This is a genomic window from Liquorilactobacillus vini DSM 20605 (assembly GCF_000255495.1).
Taxonomy (GTDB): domain Bacteria; phylum Bacillota; class Bacilli; order Lactobacillales; family Lactobacillaceae; genus Liquorilactobacillus; species Liquorilactobacillus vini.
Genome location: NZ_AHYZ01000031.1, coordinates 1 through 15350, shown reverse-complemented (window position 1 = coordinate 15350; position 15350 = coordinate 1). Strand labels below are relative to the sequence as shown.

The 15350-nt window shown below is 37.3% G+C and carries 20 protein-coding genes, 1 tRNA gene, 1 pseudogene and 1 other annotated feature; of the genes and pseudogenes, 20 read left to right on the top strand and 2 right to left on the bottom strand.

Going from position 1 to position 15350, the window contains the following annotated elements; translation table 11 throughout:
* The first annotated feature begins 198 nt into the window (after positions 1 to 198).
* The 5 genes from ON15_RS01530 (at position 199) to ON15_RS11175 (ending at position 3813) form a co-directional block, all read left to right on the top strand.
* Complete coding sequence (locus ON15_RS01530; RefSeq protein WP_010579707.1) at positions 199 to 1371, top strand: hydroxymethylglutaryl-CoA synthase; 1173 nt, start codon at positions 199 to 201, stop codon at positions 1369 to 1371.
* A gap of 92 nt (positions 1372 to 1463) precedes the next feature.
* Positions 1464 to 2093, top strand: a complete 630-nt coding sequence (locus tag ON15_RS01525) for a hypothetical protein (protein WP_235720418.1) — start codon at positions 1464 to 1466, stop codon at positions 2091 to 2093.
* Positions 2068 to 2361 (top strand): hypothetical protein, encoded by a 294-nt coding sequence (locus ON15_RS11910; RefSeq protein ID WP_235720417.1) that lies wholly within the window; start codon positions 2068 to 2070, stop codon positions 2359 to 2361. The genes ON15_RS01525 and ON15_RS11910 overlap by 26 nt, the downstream gene beginning before the upstream one ends.
* Positions 2354 to 3331, top strand: coding sequence for a hypothetical protein (locus tag ON15_RS01520; RefSeq protein ID WP_010579706.1), 978 nt, complete (start codon positions 2354 to 2356; stop codon positions 3329 to 3331). The genes ON15_RS11910 and ON15_RS01520 overlap by 8 nt, the downstream gene beginning before the upstream one ends.
* 14 nt (positions 3332 to 3345) lie before the next feature.
* Positions 3346 to 3813 (top strand): hypothetical protein, encoded by a 468-nt coding sequence (locus tag ON15_RS11175; RefSeq protein ID WP_010579705.1) that lies wholly within the window; start codon positions 3346 to 3348, stop codon positions 3811 to 3813.
* A 7-nt stretch (positions 3814 to 3820) separates the two neighbouring features.
* On the opposite strand, the gene ON15_RS12145 is transcribed toward ON15_RS11175, so the two are convergent.
* A complete protein-coding gene (locus tag ON15_RS12145) occupies positions 3821 to 3943 on the bottom strand; it encodes a hypothetical protein (RefSeq protein WP_268869588.1) in 123 nt (40 codons plus the stop codon).
* Between the two features lie 143 nt (positions 3944 to 4086).
* On the opposite strand from ON15_RS12145, the gene ON15_RS01510 reads away from it, so the two are divergent.
* From ON15_RS01510 to recN, 15 genes and pseudogenes are all read left to right on the top strand, one after another.
* Positions 4087 to 4160: transfer RNA gene (locus ON15_RS01510), tRNA-Arg, on the top strand.
* Between the two features lie 107 nt (positions 4161 to 4267).
* Positions 4268 to 4348: a sequence feature (ribosomal protein L21 leader region), on the top strand.
* Positions 4349 to 4363: 15 nt separating this feature from the next.
* The gene (gene rplU, locus ON15_RS01505) at positions 4364 to 4675 is read left to right on the top strand and encodes a 50S ribosomal protein L21 (RefSeq protein ID WP_010579704.1); all 312 of its coding nucleotides are present in this window, start codon (positions 4364 to 4366) and stop codon (positions 4673 to 4675) included.
* A gap of 17 nt (positions 4676 to 4692) precedes the next feature.
* A complete protein-coding gene (locus tag ON15_RS01500) occupies positions 4693 to 5007 on the top strand; it encodes a ribosomal-processing cysteine protease Prp (protein WP_010579703.1) in 315 nt (104 codons plus the stop codon).
* Positions 5008 to 5028: 21 nt separating this feature from the next.
* Positions 5029 to 5316 (top strand): 50S ribosomal protein L27, encoded by a 288-nt coding sequence (gene rpmA, locus ON15_RS01495; protein WP_026049423.1) that lies wholly within the window; start codon positions 5029 to 5031, stop codon positions 5314 to 5316.
* Between the two features lie 63 nt (positions 5317 to 5379).
* Positions 5380 to 6450 carry a M24 family metallopeptidase gene (locus tag ON15_RS01490; RefSeq protein ID WP_010579701.1) on the top strand — a complete coding sequence of 357 codons (1071 nt, stop codon included), beginning with the start codon at positions 5380 to 5382 and terminating at the stop codon, positions 6448 to 6450.
* A 104-nt stretch (positions 6451 to 6554) separates the two neighbouring features.
* Positions 6555 to 7112, top strand: coding sequence for an elongation factor P (gene efp / locus ON15_RS01485; protein ID WP_010579700.1), 558 nt, complete (start codon positions 6555 to 6557; stop codon positions 7110 to 7112).
* Between the two features lie 133 nt (positions 7113 to 7245).
* Positions 7246 to 7677, top strand: a complete 432-nt coding sequence (locus tag ON15_RS01480; RefSeq protein WP_010579699.1) for an Asp23/Gls24 family envelope stress response protein — start codon at positions 7246 to 7248, stop codon at positions 7675 to 7677.
* Positions 7678 to 7679: 2 nt separating this feature from the next.
* On the top strand, positions 7680 to 8087 hold the full coding sequence (nusB, locus tag ON15_RS01475) for a transcription antitermination factor NusB (protein ID WP_010579698.1): 408 nt from the start codon (positions 7680 to 7682) through the stop codon (positions 8085 to 8087).
* A 108-nt stretch (positions 8088 to 8195) separates the two neighbouring features.
* On the top strand, positions 8196 to 9050 hold the full coding sequence (folD, locus tag ON15_RS01470; protein ID WP_010579697.1) for a bifunctional methylenetetrahydrofolate dehydrogenase/methenyltetrahydrofolate cyclohydrolase FolD: 855 nt from the start codon (positions 8196 to 8198) through the stop codon (positions 9048 to 9050).
* Positions 9047 to 10395: pseudogene (xseA, locus tag ON15_RS01465) on the top strand (exodeoxyribonuclease VII large subunit). The gene folD and the pseudogene xseA overlap by 4 nt, the downstream one beginning before the upstream one ends.
* Complete coding sequence (locus tag ON15_RS01460; protein WP_010579696.1) at positions 10388 to 10618, top strand: exodeoxyribonuclease VII small subunit; 231 nt, start codon at positions 10388 to 10390, stop codon at positions 10616 to 10618. Before xseA ends, ON15_RS01460 begins: the two are co-directional and overlap by 8 nt.
* Positions 10611 to 11510, top strand: coding sequence for a polyprenyl synthetase family protein (locus tag ON15_RS01455; protein ID WP_010579695.1), 900 nt, complete (start codon positions 10611 to 10613; stop codon positions 11508 to 11510). Before ON15_RS01460 ends, ON15_RS01455 begins: the two co-directional genes overlap by 8 nt.
* Positions 11507 to 12319 carry a TlyA family RNA methyltransferase gene (locus ON15_RS01450; protein ID WP_010579694.1) on the top strand — a complete coding sequence of 271 codons (813 nt, stop codon included), beginning with the start codon at positions 11507 to 11509 and terminating at the stop codon, positions 12317 to 12319. Before ON15_RS01455 ends, ON15_RS01450 begins: the two co-directional genes overlap by 4 nt.
* Positions 12320 to 12401: 82 nt before the next feature.
* Positions 12402 to 12854 (top strand): arginine repressor, encoded by a 453-nt coding sequence (locus tag ON15_RS01445; protein WP_010579693.1) that lies wholly within the window; start codon positions 12402 to 12404, stop codon positions 12852 to 12854.
* Between the two features lie 20 nt (positions 12855 to 12874).
* Complete coding sequence (gene recN / locus ON15_RS01440; RefSeq protein WP_010579692.1) at positions 12875 to 14557, top strand: DNA repair protein RecN; 1683 nt, start codon at positions 12875 to 12877, stop codon at positions 14555 to 14557.
* A 47-nt stretch (positions 14558 to 14604) separates the two neighbouring features.
* Here recN and lexA read toward each other — a convergent pair whose 3' ends face one another.
* A complete protein-coding gene (gene lexA / locus ON15_RS01435) occupies positions 14605 to 15231 on the bottom strand; it encodes a transcriptional repressor LexA (protein ID WP_010579691.1) in 627 nt (208 codons plus the stop codon).
* Positions 15232 to 15350: the final 119 nt, after the last annotated feature.

Below are 15350 nucleotides of genomic sequence, written 5' to 3'. Positions count from 1 at the left end.
CAAGCTTTGCCAGAAAAAATATTTAGTTAGATAAGCTAGTGACTGTTGTTTTAAAAGCGGCTTAGTTTCAAATTTGGCAGTTTTTTAGAATTCAGCGAATAGAGCAATAGTATGTTAAAATTAATTTGAGTAGTTTTTTTCATTACTTTATTCGGTGAGGTTTTTATTAACAAATCTCGTTAAAGGGGGTAGTTGAAATTGCAAATTGGGATTGATAAAATTGGTTTTTATACTTCGGATCTCTACATTGATATGGTAGATTTAGCCCATGCTAGAAATGAGGATCCAAACAAATACTTGATTGGGATCGGACAAGAGAAAATGGCGGTAATCCGCCCAACGCAAGATGCTGTAACCTTGGCAGCAAATGCAGTGGAACAGATTCTCGATTCAACTGATAAGCAAAATCTGGGCTTGATTTTGTTTGGAACTGAATCAGGAGTGGACAATTCTAAATCGGCTGCGTCGTATTTGGCTGGACTATTGGAATTACCAAGCAGTATCAGAACAGTTGAACTAAAGCAGGCTTGTTTTGCGGCAACAGCAGGCTTAGAACTGGCTTATGGTTTTTTGTTAACCCATCCAAGGGAAAAAGTATTGGTGATAGGAGCTGATGTTGCACGCTATGGGCTAAAAACGCCCGGTGAGCCAACTCAAGGCGGCGGTGCAGTGGCACTATTGCTATCAGCAGCCCCGCGGATCTTAGCATTAAATAATGATAATGTTGCTGCCATGGAAGATGCCATGGATTTTTGGCGGCCAATTGGTGAAAGTCAGGCGCAAGTAGCGGGTAAATTTTCAACTGAATTGTATTTGCAATTGCTGCAGCAAGTTTGGCGGACTTATCAAAATCAAACTAATTTAAAATTAAGTGACTTTGCGGCGGTATTGTTCCATTTGCCTTATACCAAATTGGGATTAAAAGGCTTACGCAGCTTGTTAGGCACAACTACTTTGCCAGTTGCCAGTTATTTGTTACATCAGTTTGAAGCTGCTCGTTATTTTAATCGGCAGGTCGGTAATCTCTACACAGGTTCACTATATCTGAGCTTCTTGTCACTTTTAAAAAACTCTGATCGATTACAAGCTGGAGATCGTTTAGGATTTTACAGTTATGGATCTGGTGCTCAGGCTGAGTTTTTTAGTGGAATTCTTCAAAAAAATTTTAAAAAACAAGTTGCTTTCATTAAAACTGGCGCAGATTTAGCAGCGCGAAAAAAAATTTCAATTGCTGAATATGAAGAACTTTATCAACAACAAAAATATTCTAATCAACAAGTTGAATTAGATGCAACTAAGGATCCAGCCAATTATGTTTTACTTGGTATTAGGAACTATCAGCGACAGTATCAAGTACGAAATAACAGCTAATATCTTGGGATCAACGAATGTCAAATGGTATAATTAATTTAATAAGTATTTTGTGAATTTGGTGCTAAGCCAAATGCAAAGGGGGAGATTTTGTGGCAAATGTCAATTCAACAACTGAACAGATTCAATACCAAACTGCAGCTAAAACGCTAGCGAAGACGGTTGCCAATAAGATCCGATATTTACAAACATTGCTAAATGCCGTTCAAGAAAAAGATGATCGTTTGATTTATCAACTGATTGATGGTGAACATTATTCTAGTGAAATTATGCAGGCCAAACATAGTACAGCCGATCCGAGCAATGAACAATTGCTGAATGATGCTAAAGCTAAACTGAGCCAATATTTGAGTACTAATTTACTAGCTTTTTTAAAAGAAACATATCCATTCTTTTATTTTGAACAAACAGCTTTAGGTCAGTTTCAATTTTATTTTGGCAATTGGTGGGATCGCCGGCTTTTTGGACAACTCGATGTTTTAAAAGTGCAATTTAATTTTGATGAAACAGAATATCAAAAATTAAAGAAGTCGTTTGAACTGGAACGAGAAAAGAAACGCTTAAATAGTGATAAAATTGCAGCTATTTCCCAACAGACTGATCAGCTCCAGGCTTTAATTGATTCACAAGCTGAACGTGACCAAGCAAAAGAAAAAATTCGTCAGCAATTGAAACAAATAGTCACAGGAAAAGGTTATGCCTTGGGAGGCAGGCAAGCATAAGGAATCCAAACAGCAGCTGGTGAAACGGCTCTCTGATTTGACTGATCAGGATGAAAAGGCCCAGAGTGCTTATCAAATGATCCGTGAAAGTGAAGCTCAAATTCTCAAACTATCAAAAGAAGATACTTTAATTAGTTATGAAAAGCAAAGTATTATTGCTAAGTTTGGCAGCTTTGAGAATTTTGAAACTCGCAATCGCTCATTGTATCGTGATTATATAGCGGATTTGATTGCAACTAAAGGACGGGTGAAGATCACAAATGAATGAATCTAAAAATAAAACAGTAACTTATTTACCAAAAGGAGAACATTCCGCCACTTTAAGCACAACTGGTCGTTTAATGGCCTATAATGATCAGTTGAAAAATAGCTTGGAAAATGGTTTTAATTTTACTAAGTTATTGGACACCCTGATTTCAACGAACTCCGTCGCTGAATTATTAACAGCAGTAGCGAAGTTGACAAATTATCAGTTGGATACTGCCTTTTTAACTTTCCCACAAAGGTACAGTCGATCGGATTTCTACCTGATTTTTTTAAATCGTTTGTTAGAACTGCATCAGCGTGCTGGTATGATTTTGCAGTCTTCTGATCAGTATCATGAGTTATATCATGAATTCCCTGGAATCAATACTAAAGGGTACTTCATTTTTCAACTTGAAGATAATCAAGCAAATGGGGCTTTTTATATTGAAAAAAAAAGCAAGCTGAAATTATTTTACTTGAACTTTTCTCGACATGTTTTGCGTTTCAACAGCCATGCCTTAACGCAACTTTTATTGATCGATTATTTTACTGAAATTGAGCATCAAAAAATAAAATCTTTTGCAGTTTCGTTATGGGAAATTGGGAAGTTTTTAAAAGAAGATTTTGGTTTTGATGTTGACTTTGGCTTGCTAGATCCGGCCAATAATTGTGTTTATCAAATTACTGATCCGCAATTGCCATCTGAAATTTTAGATCGCTTATTTATTGCCGCTGCTGCTGCAGACAAAATGTTAGAGGCAGGAGCTAATCAGACTGCAATTTTGCGCTTGAACGATCAAGTTATATTCAAGGCTTTTCGGCAAACAAATCCAGAAACGGCAGCCTTTGGTGAATGGGGATTGGCAGTTCAGGATCCGAATCAAAAAGTTAGTTTATTTGATGTTTTATTAAAGTATGACTTTCTTAAAGATTGGTATTTAAATAATTTAGTAGTTTTAGAAATTAAAGCAGATCAGTTGTATTTTTCATAAAGGGGGGCAAAATCTTGGATGTTAGAAAAATGTTAGCGATAGTTCAGCAAAAAAAATTGACTGAATTTGCCAAGAATGGAGAAAGTGATGCAGCTGGTCGTTTACCAACTGAATATATGATCTTAAAAGTTCGTTTAGCAAAATTTTTTAATAATACTGCTAATCATCATACAGGCCTTCAAGTTGATTACTTAGTGGTAGTCGAAGCAATTCTTAGGATTGCTTTAACAAATAAATGGGGATTTCAACTGTTACTTTCACCAAAAAAAGAGGACTTCCTAATAAAGCAAAAGGAGGTCCGTTCACTGGCCAAGACTTATCTGACGCTTGATCATTTAATTAATCAAAGCTATTTTAACCGGCAACCAACGCCGCTGGTTCATGCTTGGCATATTTTTATCAAGTACGGTTTAGTTGACTTGCATTTTTCCGTTTCGGAATTGGAAACGGAATTTTTAAATTATGAAATGACAGCTTCATAATGTAAATTTAAAAGAGTTGATGGTTGCGTTTGAAATGTTTGCAGGTAGCTTGTTTCTTTTGCTGACCAGTAAAGAACTGAATTCCGCTAGCCAGTGCAAGGATTCCAATGATTGCTAAGAAAGCGGTCATCCAGCTCACCTCCTTTAGATTACTTTCGTTACATTATTGTTACATATTTTTGGATAAAGTTCAAGTAAAAGACATCTAAATGTAATATAAATATCAATTTGACATTTCTTAAAATTCAATGTATAATATAGATCGTTGTTTATGGCTCGGTAGCTCAGCTGGATAGAGCATCCGCCTTCTAAGCGGACGGTCGAGAGTTCGAATCTCTCCCGCGCCAGTTAGTTGTGTGAAATTAAAGGCCCAGTTTGACTGGACCTTTAATTGTGTCTGATAATTGACGATTAGATGAATTTTTGTTATGATTTGGGCGTTGCATACGTGCTTGCACAGCTGCAACCGCACATGAGCAGTTAAGTAAAGTTCTCTTTTTTGAGGCACTGGATCGTGGCGAGTCTAAGTAGAATAAGGAGGTGCAACAAAATGTACGCAATTATTAAAACAGGTGGCAAACAACTTAAAGTTGAAGCTGGTCAAGCGGTTTATGTTGAAAAGTTATCACAAGCTGCTGGAGAGAAAGTTACTTTTGATCAAGTAGTTTTAGTAGGTGGCGACCAAAAGACAATTGTTGGTAAGCCTTTTGTTGATGGTGCAACAGTTACTGGTACGGTTGAAAAGCAGGGTCGTGGTCGCAAAGTTGTTACTTATAAATATAAGCCAAAGAAACATCAGCATACTAAACAAGGCCATCGTCAACCATATACTAAAGTTGTTATCGATGAAATCAATGCTTAATGGTTGTTGGTTAGAGTATGATTAAAGCATCGTTTAAGTATCAAGGACAGGAAATTAATGGCTTTGTTTTGAGTGGACATGCGGGATCAGGTATTTACGGTGAGGATATCGTCTGCGCAGCTGTTTCTGCATTAGCAATCAATACAGTCAATAGTTTACAGCGGTTGGTTAATGCACATTTGAAAGTTCAACAGGATGAAACTAACGGTGGGTATTTAGATGTGACTGTCGTGGAAAGTGATCAGGCTGCAGTTCAACTATTATTGGCAAGCTTGAGACTTGGATTGTTAGATATTGCGGCATCCTATAAGAAATATCTGCAAGTTAATTAGTGTCATTAAAATAGGAGGTGAATTCTGATGATTATGAATTTACAGTTTTTCGCTCATAAAAAGGGTGGCGGCTCAACCGCTAACGGACGTGATTCTGAGTCTAAGCGGCTTGGAGCAAAGAGTGCTGATGGTGAAGTTGTAACCAGTGGTTCGATTCTTTATCGCCAGCGTGGAACAAGAATTTACCCAGGCATGAATGTAGGTATGGGCGGCGACAATACGTTGTTTGCGAAAGTTAACGGAGTGGTTCGTTTTGAACGCAAAGGACGCGATAAAAAACAAGTTTCTGTTTATCCGGTGACCGAATAATTTATGATTAAAGCTGACATGAAACAGTTTGTTTTATGTTGGCTTTTTAATTTGGAGGAAAAGATGTTTCAAGAACGAACTAATCTATTACAAAAAAAACTCAAAGAAATGCATTTTGACTGTTTTTTAGTAACTGAACCAACTAATCGGTTTTACTTAAGCGGTTTTAGTGGTGATGATGGTGTTCTATTAATAACTGCCAAGAACCAATATTTAATTACCGATTGGCGTTTTGAAAGACAGATCCAGCAAGAATGTCCTAATTGGAAATTATGCTTAACCCGTAATTATTTACAAGAAGTTTGTCAGTTAGCTCAAAAACTTAATTTGACGGCTTTAGCTTTTGAAGATAGTCTAAGTTATGCTAATTATGGCTTTTTGGATGAAAACTTTCCTGGAGATTTAGCTGCTGTTACACAAATAATTGAGCAGTTGCGGTCAGTTAAAGAACCGGCCGAAATTCAAGTATTAAAACGTTCATGCCAAATTGCTGGTAAAGGTTACCTGGCAGTTTTAGATTTAATGAAAAACAATTCAGCTGCTTTGACTGAGTTGGCTTTGAGTCACTATCTTGATGGTTTTATGCTCAAACAAGGAGCTAGCGGGAAATCATTTACGACGATTGTTGCTAGCGGAGAACATTCTACTTGGCCGCATGCGACAGCCACTAACCAATTAATTGGTCAAAATACAATGGTAACTCTAGATTTTGGCTATTTTTACCATGGATATACTTCTGATGTCACTCGAACTTTTGCGATTGGTCCGCAGACAACTGAATTTCGTGAGTTGTACCAACTAGTCTTAAAAGCTCAGCAAGCAACGATTCAAGCAATTGTTCCCGGCGTAATGGGCAGCAAACTAGACAAAATTGGGCGCGGGATCATTACTCAAGCAGGATATGGAAAATATTTCAATCATGGAATGGGTCATGGAATTGGTTTGGCAATTCATGAGCTGCCAAATGTTGGTCAACGTTTTACAGATCAATTATTTCCCGGGCAAATAATTACGATTGAACCAGGCGTTTATGTACCGGGAATTGGCGGCGTTCGAATTGAAGATGATATCCTAGTTACTGAGACAGGCTATGAAGTTTTAACTGATTTTGATCGTCAATACCATGAATTATAATTAAAGAAGCTTGCATTTCTTGCGGTTGAACTGCTATTATAAAATGTATATGAGCTTTTCGGGATAGCTAGATAATGGAAAAGCGATTTTTAGGAGGATCAGACATGATTTCGGTAAATGAATTCAAAAATGGATTGACAATTGAAGTTAATGACGAACTTTGGCGGGTTGTAGAATTCCAACATGTTAAGCCTGGTAAGGGTTCGGCTTTCGTACGTTCCAAATTAAAAAACTTGAGAACGGGAGCTGTTCAGGAAAAAACTTTCCGGGCCGGCGAAAAAGTTGAGCAGGCGCAGATTGATAATCGCAAGATGCAATATTTGTATGCGGATGGGACGAATTATGTCTTTATGGATACAACCACATATGAACAGCTGGAATTGCCGCAAGAGCGAATAAAAGACGAACTGAATTATTTAAAAGAAAATATGGTCGTTAATATTATTATGCATGAAAATGAAACCTTAGGAATCGATTTGCCGAATACAGTTGATCTTAAAGTTGCTGAAACTGAACCGGGAATTAAAGGGGATACAGCTTCTGGTGGTTCCAAACCGGCTAAAATGGAAACTGGATTAATTGTGCAAGTTCCTTTTTTTGTTAACGAAGGTGATGTTTTGACAATTAATACTCAAGATGGTAGTTATGTTTCACGGGCTTAAAGCATAATTTGTCGTTGCCAAGAGTTTTTAAATGGAGAAGTCATGACCCTAGTTAAAAATTTTGGGGTATAAGACGTTTTTATTTGCTGTTAAGCTGAATTTTTAAGCAGATTTACACTGGGAGGAAAGTTCAATGGCAGAAGATAGTAATATCATTTTAGCAAATAGTGATTCGCAAACTGGTACAATTGAGATTGCTCCAGAAGTTGTTGAAGTGATCGCAGGAATTGCTGCCAGTCAAGTTGATGGTGTTTATTCAATGCGCGGGTCATTGGCAAGTAGTTTAAATGAATTATTTGGCCGAAAGAATCGGGGAAAAGGTGTAAAAATTTCTCGTGATGGTGAGAATCTACGTGCTGAGGTCTATGCTTTTTTGAATTATGGTGTTGCAGTACCTAAAGTAGCTCTCGAAATTCAAGAGAAAGTTAAACAACAGCTTTTGTTTATGACTGGATTAAAATTATCGTCGGTTGATGTTTACGTGCAGGGAGTAGTTCCCAAAAAACAAGCTGCAGCGGTTGATCCTGATGATTTGTTTGCAGAAGAAAATGGTGAAAAAAAGTGACGATGAAAAGAAGTGAGATGCGTCAAGTCGCGTTTCAAATTTTGTTTGCTTGGGAGAGCAACTCATTAACTGATTCGGTTGAGTTATATCAGCAGCTTCAACAGGTAAATAAGAATATGCCTTCTGAGATGCCAGCATATTTAAAGTTACTGATTGCGGGCGTTCAAAAAAATTTGCTAGAGATTAATCAGGTGATTACTGAATTTTTAAAGCAAAATTGGTCGCTTGAGCGGTTAAATAAGGCTGATTTGGTAATTATGCAAATTGCTGTTTTTGAGATCAAATTTATAACTGAAACACCAGATAAGGTAGCAGTTAATGAAGCACTTGAATTAGCTAAAGAATTCAGTGATGAAAAATCACGTCGCTTTATTAATGGAATTTTATCGAACCTGATTGTCTCAAATTAATTACTTTTAGCTGGCAATGCCAGCTTTTTTTATCTAATTTCAAAGCTTGCTTGATGAATAATTATGTTAAAATATAATTTAATATGAATAGTTTAAGGATGTGGGAAAGTGGCCGTTAAATTAGATGGAAAAAAGCTTTCAATTAAATTGACTAATGATTTGCAGGTAGAAACCAAAACTCTTAAAAATCAAGGAATCATTCCCAAGCTTGCAGTTATCCTGGTGGGCGATGATCCAGCAAGTCGAGTTTATGTTCGAAACAAACATCGAATGGCTGAAAAAATTGGAATTGAATCATTGGATTTGCGTTTAGCAAAAGATACCAGTGAGGCTGAGTTATTAGAAAAGATTGCTTTATTAAACAATGATCCCACGATAAATGGAATTTTAGTTCAGTTGCCTTTGCCGGATCAAATTAATGCTGATCGAATCACGAAAACAATTTCACCAAAGAAAGATGTTGATGGTTTTCACCCTTATAATTTAGGTCGTTTATTTGTTAATGATCCTTATGCCATTCCTTGTACTCCAAATGGTATTATGTATTTGTTAAGAGAATATGGAATTTCAGTTGATCGAAAAAATGTTGTGATTGTTGGCCGCAGCAAAATTGTTGGTCGACCACTAGCTGCTTTGATGCTTAACCAAAATGCAACCGTAACAGTTGCTCATAGTCATACCAAAAACTTAAGTGAAATTACGCGCCAAGCTGATATTTTGGTAGCAGCAGTGGGTCGGGTCAATTTTATTCAAGCCCAAGATGTTAAACCAGGAGCAATTGTTATTGATGTAGGCATCAATCGAAATGCTGCTGGCAAGTTAGTTGGCGATGTTGAACAGACGGAGGTTGGTCAAGTTGCCGGTTATTTGACACCTGTTCCTGGGGGAGTTGGACCAATGACGATTGCAATGTTAATGAAACAAACGATTGAGTTTGCCAAGTGGAGTAAACAGGAAAAATGAAACAGGAAAGACAATATTTGACAGTCAGTGAATTAACTGGCTATTTAAAAAGAAAATTCGATGCTGATCCTTACTTGGGTCGAGTTTATTTAACTGGAGAAATTTCAAATTATCGTTTTCGACCCAATGCTCATCAATATTTCAGTTTGAAAGATGAACAGGCAAAAATTAATGCGATCATGTTTCGCTCAGCTTTTGCTAAACTTAAATTCAAACCTGAAGAAGGGATGAAGGTTATTTTAGTTGGTCGTGTCTCAATTTATCCGGCTAGTGGCAGTTATCAGATTTATGTTGAACAAATGGAACCAGCTGGGATTGGTGCATTATATCAAGCTTATGAACAGCTAAAGAAAAATTAGCAGCTGAAGGTTTATTTTCGCAACCTAAGAAAAAGTTGCCGCACTTTCCTAAAAAAATTGCAGTGATTACCAGTCGCTCTGGTGCAGTCATCAAAGATATTATGACGACTGTGCGTCGGCGTTATCCAATTGCTAAGTTATATTTATTTCCTGCCCAGGTTCAAGGGCAAGAAGCAGCTGGTGATTTAGTCGCCCGAATTCAACAAGTTGAGCAAGGGAATTTTGATGTTTTGATTATTGGACGTGGTGGCGGTTCAATCGAGGATCTTTGGCCATTTAATGAGGAGCGAGTTGTGCGTGCACTCGCTGCCTGCAAGTTACCAGTTATTTCATCAGTTGGTCATGAAACTGATACGACTTTAACAGATTATGTGGCAGATATGCGGGCGGCGACACCAACTGCGGCTGCAGAATTGGCAGTACCAGTTTTAAGTGATGAATTATTAAAGATCAAGCAGCAGCAATTGCGCTTGGTCCAGGCTTTTCGCGGCTTGTTACATACAAAGCAGCAGCGATTGGCTAGCTTGAGCCAGGCAGCCATTTTTCTGCAACCAGGACGATTATATGAAGGCTATTTTCAACGGATCGATTTATTAAATCAACGACTGCAACAACAAGCTGACCATATTTTAGTAACTAAAGAAAGAAAATTGACAACTTTAAAGCAACATTTATTTAATGTCAGTCCGCTGGAACAGTTGCATTTAAAACAGCGGCAACTGATTTTTCTACAAAAAAATTTACAGAAAAATGGTCAAAATTATTTAAAATTACGTCAGCAGCAAACTGGTCAGTTAATTGCCCAGTTGAATGCATTGAGCCCGTTAAAAATATTGGCGCGTGGATATGGATATGTAGTGATTGCTAATCAAGTCGTTAAGTCAGTTACTGAAGTGAAACTTAACCAAAATTTTGATTTGCATCTTAAGGATGGAACAATTATTGCCAAAGCAATTAAGATTAAGGAGCAGAATAAAAATGGCTGAAAAACAAACTTTTGAAGATAAGCTTAACGAATTGGAGAAAATCGTTGTTGAATTGGAAAAGGGACAGACACCATTGGAAGAAGCTTTAGTTCAATTTCAAAACGGAGTTAAGTTAAGTCGCCAACTCCAACAGCAACTTGAAAATGCCGAAAAGACTTTGACCCAAGTTGTTGATGAAAATGGTGAGCAAAAAGATTTTGAGCGGGATCATGCTAATGATTGATCAAAAAGTGGTTCAATTTGAAAAAAAATATCGGCCACAGCTTGAGCAACATTTGAGTGAATATTTACAAAACTTAACTGCTCAGCCGTATTTATTAAAAGCTATGACTTATTCAGTTATGGCTGGTGGCAAGCGAATTCGGCCAATGATGATTTTGGCAATTTGCCAAAGTTTTGAGCGCAAGATTGATCAAGCTGTTTTAGATGTAGCTGGGAGTTTAGAATTGCTGCATACTTATTCCTTGATTCATGATGATTTGCCTGAAATGGATAATGATGATTTGCGGCGTGGAGTTTTAACTAATCATAAAAAATTTGGTCAAGCAACTGCGGTATTAGCTGGCGATGGCTTATTAACGACCGCTTTTGAATGGTTGACTCAGACTAGCTTGAACTCAAAAACAATTAGCGAATTAGTAGGCTTGTTAGCCCATGCGGCTGGTGTTTCTGGAATGGTTAGCGGTCAAATGAGTGATATTTTGGGAGAACAACAACGTTTAAATTTGAGACAATTAAAGAAACTCCATCAACAAAAAACAGGAGCTTTAATTTTATATGCTTGTCAGGCAGGAGCTATTTTAGCAGGAATTAAGTTGGAGCAACGAATAGCAATCGAAAACTATGGGCGAAATTTTGGCTTGGCTTTTCAAATTTATGATGATTTAATGGATGAACTTAGTACAACAGCCAAAATGGGTAAAAAGGTTCATAAAGATCAAAATGAGCATAAGAACACTTATCCTAGCTTGCTTGGAATTTCCCAAAGTTGGGATGCTTTGACCGGGGCTGTTGACCGAGCTGCAAATTCGTTGAAAACTTTGTCGCAAGCAGGAGTAGATTGCAGTCTTTTGCAGGGGTTATTAACATATTTTTCAAGAAAGGAAGAGCAATGAAGAAAGAGCGAATTGACGTTCTCTTAGTTAAGCAGGGATTGTTTGCCAGTCGTGAACAGGCTAAGCGAGCGGTCATGGCTGGAGAGATTCTTGGAAAAAATGAAGAACGACTTGATAAACCAGGAATGAAAATTGATCCAACAACAGAACTGCACTTTAAGGGAAATAAGATGCCTTATGTCAGTCGTGGAGGCTTTAAATTAGCCAAAGCTTTACAGGTCTTTAATTTAAGCGTCAAAGACCAGATTGTTTTAGATATTGGAGCATCAACAGGTGGATTTACAGATGTGATGCTGCAAAATGGGGCTAAATTAAGTTACGCATTAGATGTTGGGACAAATCAACTAGTTTGGCAATTACGTCAAGATCCGCGCGTTGTTGTCATGGAGCAGACCAATTTTCGTTATAGTCAGCCAACAGATTTTACGAGGGGGCAACCGACTTTTGCTTCAATTGATGTTTCTTTTATTTCGCTCGCGTTGATTTTGCCAAATTTACATGCAATTTTACCTGTTGATAGTTCAGTGGTTGCTTTGATCAAACCGCAATTTGAAGCTGGCAAAGATAAGGTTGGTAAACATGGAATTATTCGTGATCGTCAAATCCATCGTGAGGTTTTGCAGTCAATAATTTCTTTGGCTATTCAGGAGAATTATGATATTTGTGGTTTAGATTTTTCACCAATCAAGGGTGGCACAGGAAATATTGAATTCTTAATACATTTAAAGACTCGCAATCATTCAGGAGAAATATCAGCTAATGTTGATATTGATCAGGTGGTCACCTCAGCTTGGCAAAATTTAAATTAGTCATAGCCAAATTTTTTCTTTGTATAATTATCCAAAATATAATATTATATGAATGAATATTATTTAGGGAACGGTGAAATTAATGCGAAAATTTGAAAGACAAAAAGCAATTAGAAAGTTAATTCAACAGTATAGTATTGATCGGCAAGAAGATATTGTAAAGTTGTTGCAAGAGCAGGCCATTAAGGTCACTCAAGCAACTGTTTCGCGTGATGTTAAGGAATTACAATTAGTAAAATTACCTGCTCCAAATGGTGGCTATCAATATAGTTTACCGGCTGAAAAGAAATTAAATGCTGAGAAAAAGTTGAAAAAGACTTTGCATGATGCGTATTTATCTTCAAGATTACATGAATCCTTTTTTTTGATCAAATTATTGCCGGGTAATGGCCCAGCAGTTGCTAGTTTGATTGATCAATTGAAAGTTAAAGAAATTTTTGGTTCTTTAGGTGATGATGATACAGTTCTAGTAATTGCTCAGGATCCACGGGCAGCTAAAGAGGTTCAAAGAATGCTGTTAGAAATGGTCAGCTGAAATTTTAAGGGAATGGTTAGATGTTGCGAGAATTGATAATTAAAGATTTTGCTATTATTGAGCAAATTGACATTACTTTTCAGGCTAAAATGACAGTCATTACTGGTGAAACTGGAGCAGGAAAATCAATTGTCATTGATGCTTTGGGCTTATTGGCAGGTGGTCGGGCTTCACAAGAATTTATTCGCAAGGGGGCTAACAAATTTATTTTACAAGGCTTGTTTGATTTGCCATTAGCCTCAGCTGAACAAGACTTTTTGCATTCGCTCGGTATTAACTGGGATGAAGGCAATTTAATCTTGCAGCGTGAATATTCACGCAGTGGGCATGGAACCTGTCGCATTAACGGTACCTTGGTCACGAGAACGATTTTGCGTCAAGTTGGGCAGTGGCTAATTGATATTCATGGTCAAAATGAACAACAGAGTCTCTTGCAAGTTGAGAATCATTTGAAACTGCTTGATCAATTTGATTCACGAATTCAGCCAGTCAAAGAAAAATATCAAGCGGCTTTTGGACGTTTTCGTAAAAAAGCTATCTATTTGCAGCAACGCAAGCAAAATGAACAGAGCTGGATTCAACGTTTAGATATGTTGAAGTTTCAAGTTAGCGAAATTGAAAGCGCCAACTTAAAAAAAGAAGAAGAGCAACAACTGATACAGGAAAAAGAAAAACTTGAAAATTTTCAGTTGATCCAGCAAACTTTAGCTCAAAGTTATCAGCTGTTAAATGGTGAACCAATCGCTTTGATCGACCAAGTTGGAACGGTTATGCAACAGATGAAGCAAATTGAGAAGTTTTCACCGCAATTGAAAAAAATTTCAACGGATGTTACTAATGCATTTTATTTGTTGCAAGATATCAGTCATGATCTTTCTAGTCAAAATGATCTGTTAGAGTGGGATGAAGATCGTTTGGATCAGGTCAATGAACGCTTAGAATTGATTCATCAATTAGAACATAAATATGGTAGTACGTTAGCTGAAGTGTTGGCATATTATCAAAAAATAAAAACTGAACTGCAACAAATGCAAGCCACTGAATCAAGTGGTGATGAATTGGAAAAACAAGTTGCTGATTTGCGGCAAACAGCTGAAAAATTAGCTCAAGATTTGTCGCAAATTCGTCAGCAGGCAGCAGTTAAACTTGAGGCAAGAGTCCATCAGCAGCTGGCAGCTCTTTATATGAGCAAAACGGTCTTTCAAGTGCATTTTGCTGCAGTTAATCAGTTAAAGCCAACTGGTCACGATCAGGTAGAATTTTACATTCAAACTAATCCTGGAGAAAGAATGGGCCCATTAGCAAAAATTGCTTCTGGTGGAGAGATGTCAAGAATCATGCTGGCTTTGAAAACAATTTTTGCTGTTCAACGGAACCTTACCAGTATCATTTTTGATGAAGTTGACACCGGAGTTAGCGGTCGAGTTGCGCAAGCGATTGCTGAGAAAATTTTGCAATTGGCACAACATTCACAAGTTTTGTGTATCACTCATTTACCACAAGTTGCTGCAGTTGGTGATCATCATTTACTGGTAGAAAAAACAGTTGGAAATGGTCGCACGCAAACAATAGTCACAAAACTAAATCGCCAGCAGCGAGTCACAGAATTAGCGCGAATGGTAGCAGGAAGCCAGATTACGTCATCTGCCATTGAACATGCACAGGAATTAATTACTTTAGCTGATAAACTAAAACAAAGCTAAAAAAAGCCAGATTTTCTAGACAATTATCGTTAGAAAATCCGGTTTTTTTATGAAATAAAATTACGATAAAGCCCAATCACTTTCCCAAGAATTAAAACATTATTCAAAATAATTGGAGCCATGGTATCATTTTCTGGTTGCAGACGAATATGATTAGTTTCTTTAAAAAATCGTTTACAGGTTGCTTCGTTATCTTCAGTCATGGCGATTACGATATCCCCGTTATCTGCTGATCTTTGCTTGCGAACAATGACTTGGTCGCCATTTAAAATGCCAGCGTTAATCATACTCTCACCACGGATTGTTAGCATAAATAAATTATCAGCTGAGTCAAACTCAGGTGGCAAGGGGAAGAAGTCATTTGTCTCTTCAACTGCTAAAATTGGTGAACCAGCTGTCACCGTACCAATGATCGGTATTTTTTTGGCATGAATTTTAATGCCAATTAGTTCTAAACCAGCTTTGGTCAACTCAATTGCTCGCGGTTTAGTAGCATCTTTTTGCAAGTAACCCTTTTTTTCTAGTCGGCTCAAGTGACCGTGAACAGTTGAGGTTGATGATAACTGGACAGCTTCGCAAATTTCCCTAACAGTTGGCGGATAACCTTGGGTAGTTACTCGTTCGTAAATAAAACGCAAAATTGCTAGTTGCTTTTTTTCAGATGTTTTTGTCATTGTAAGCCACTCCAATAAAAATTCACTACTTTTATCTTAGCATAACATTTTTTAATTAGCAAACAAACGTTCGTTAAGTTTGAAAAAGAGGTCAATTTCAGTTAAGATAGTTAAGCCTG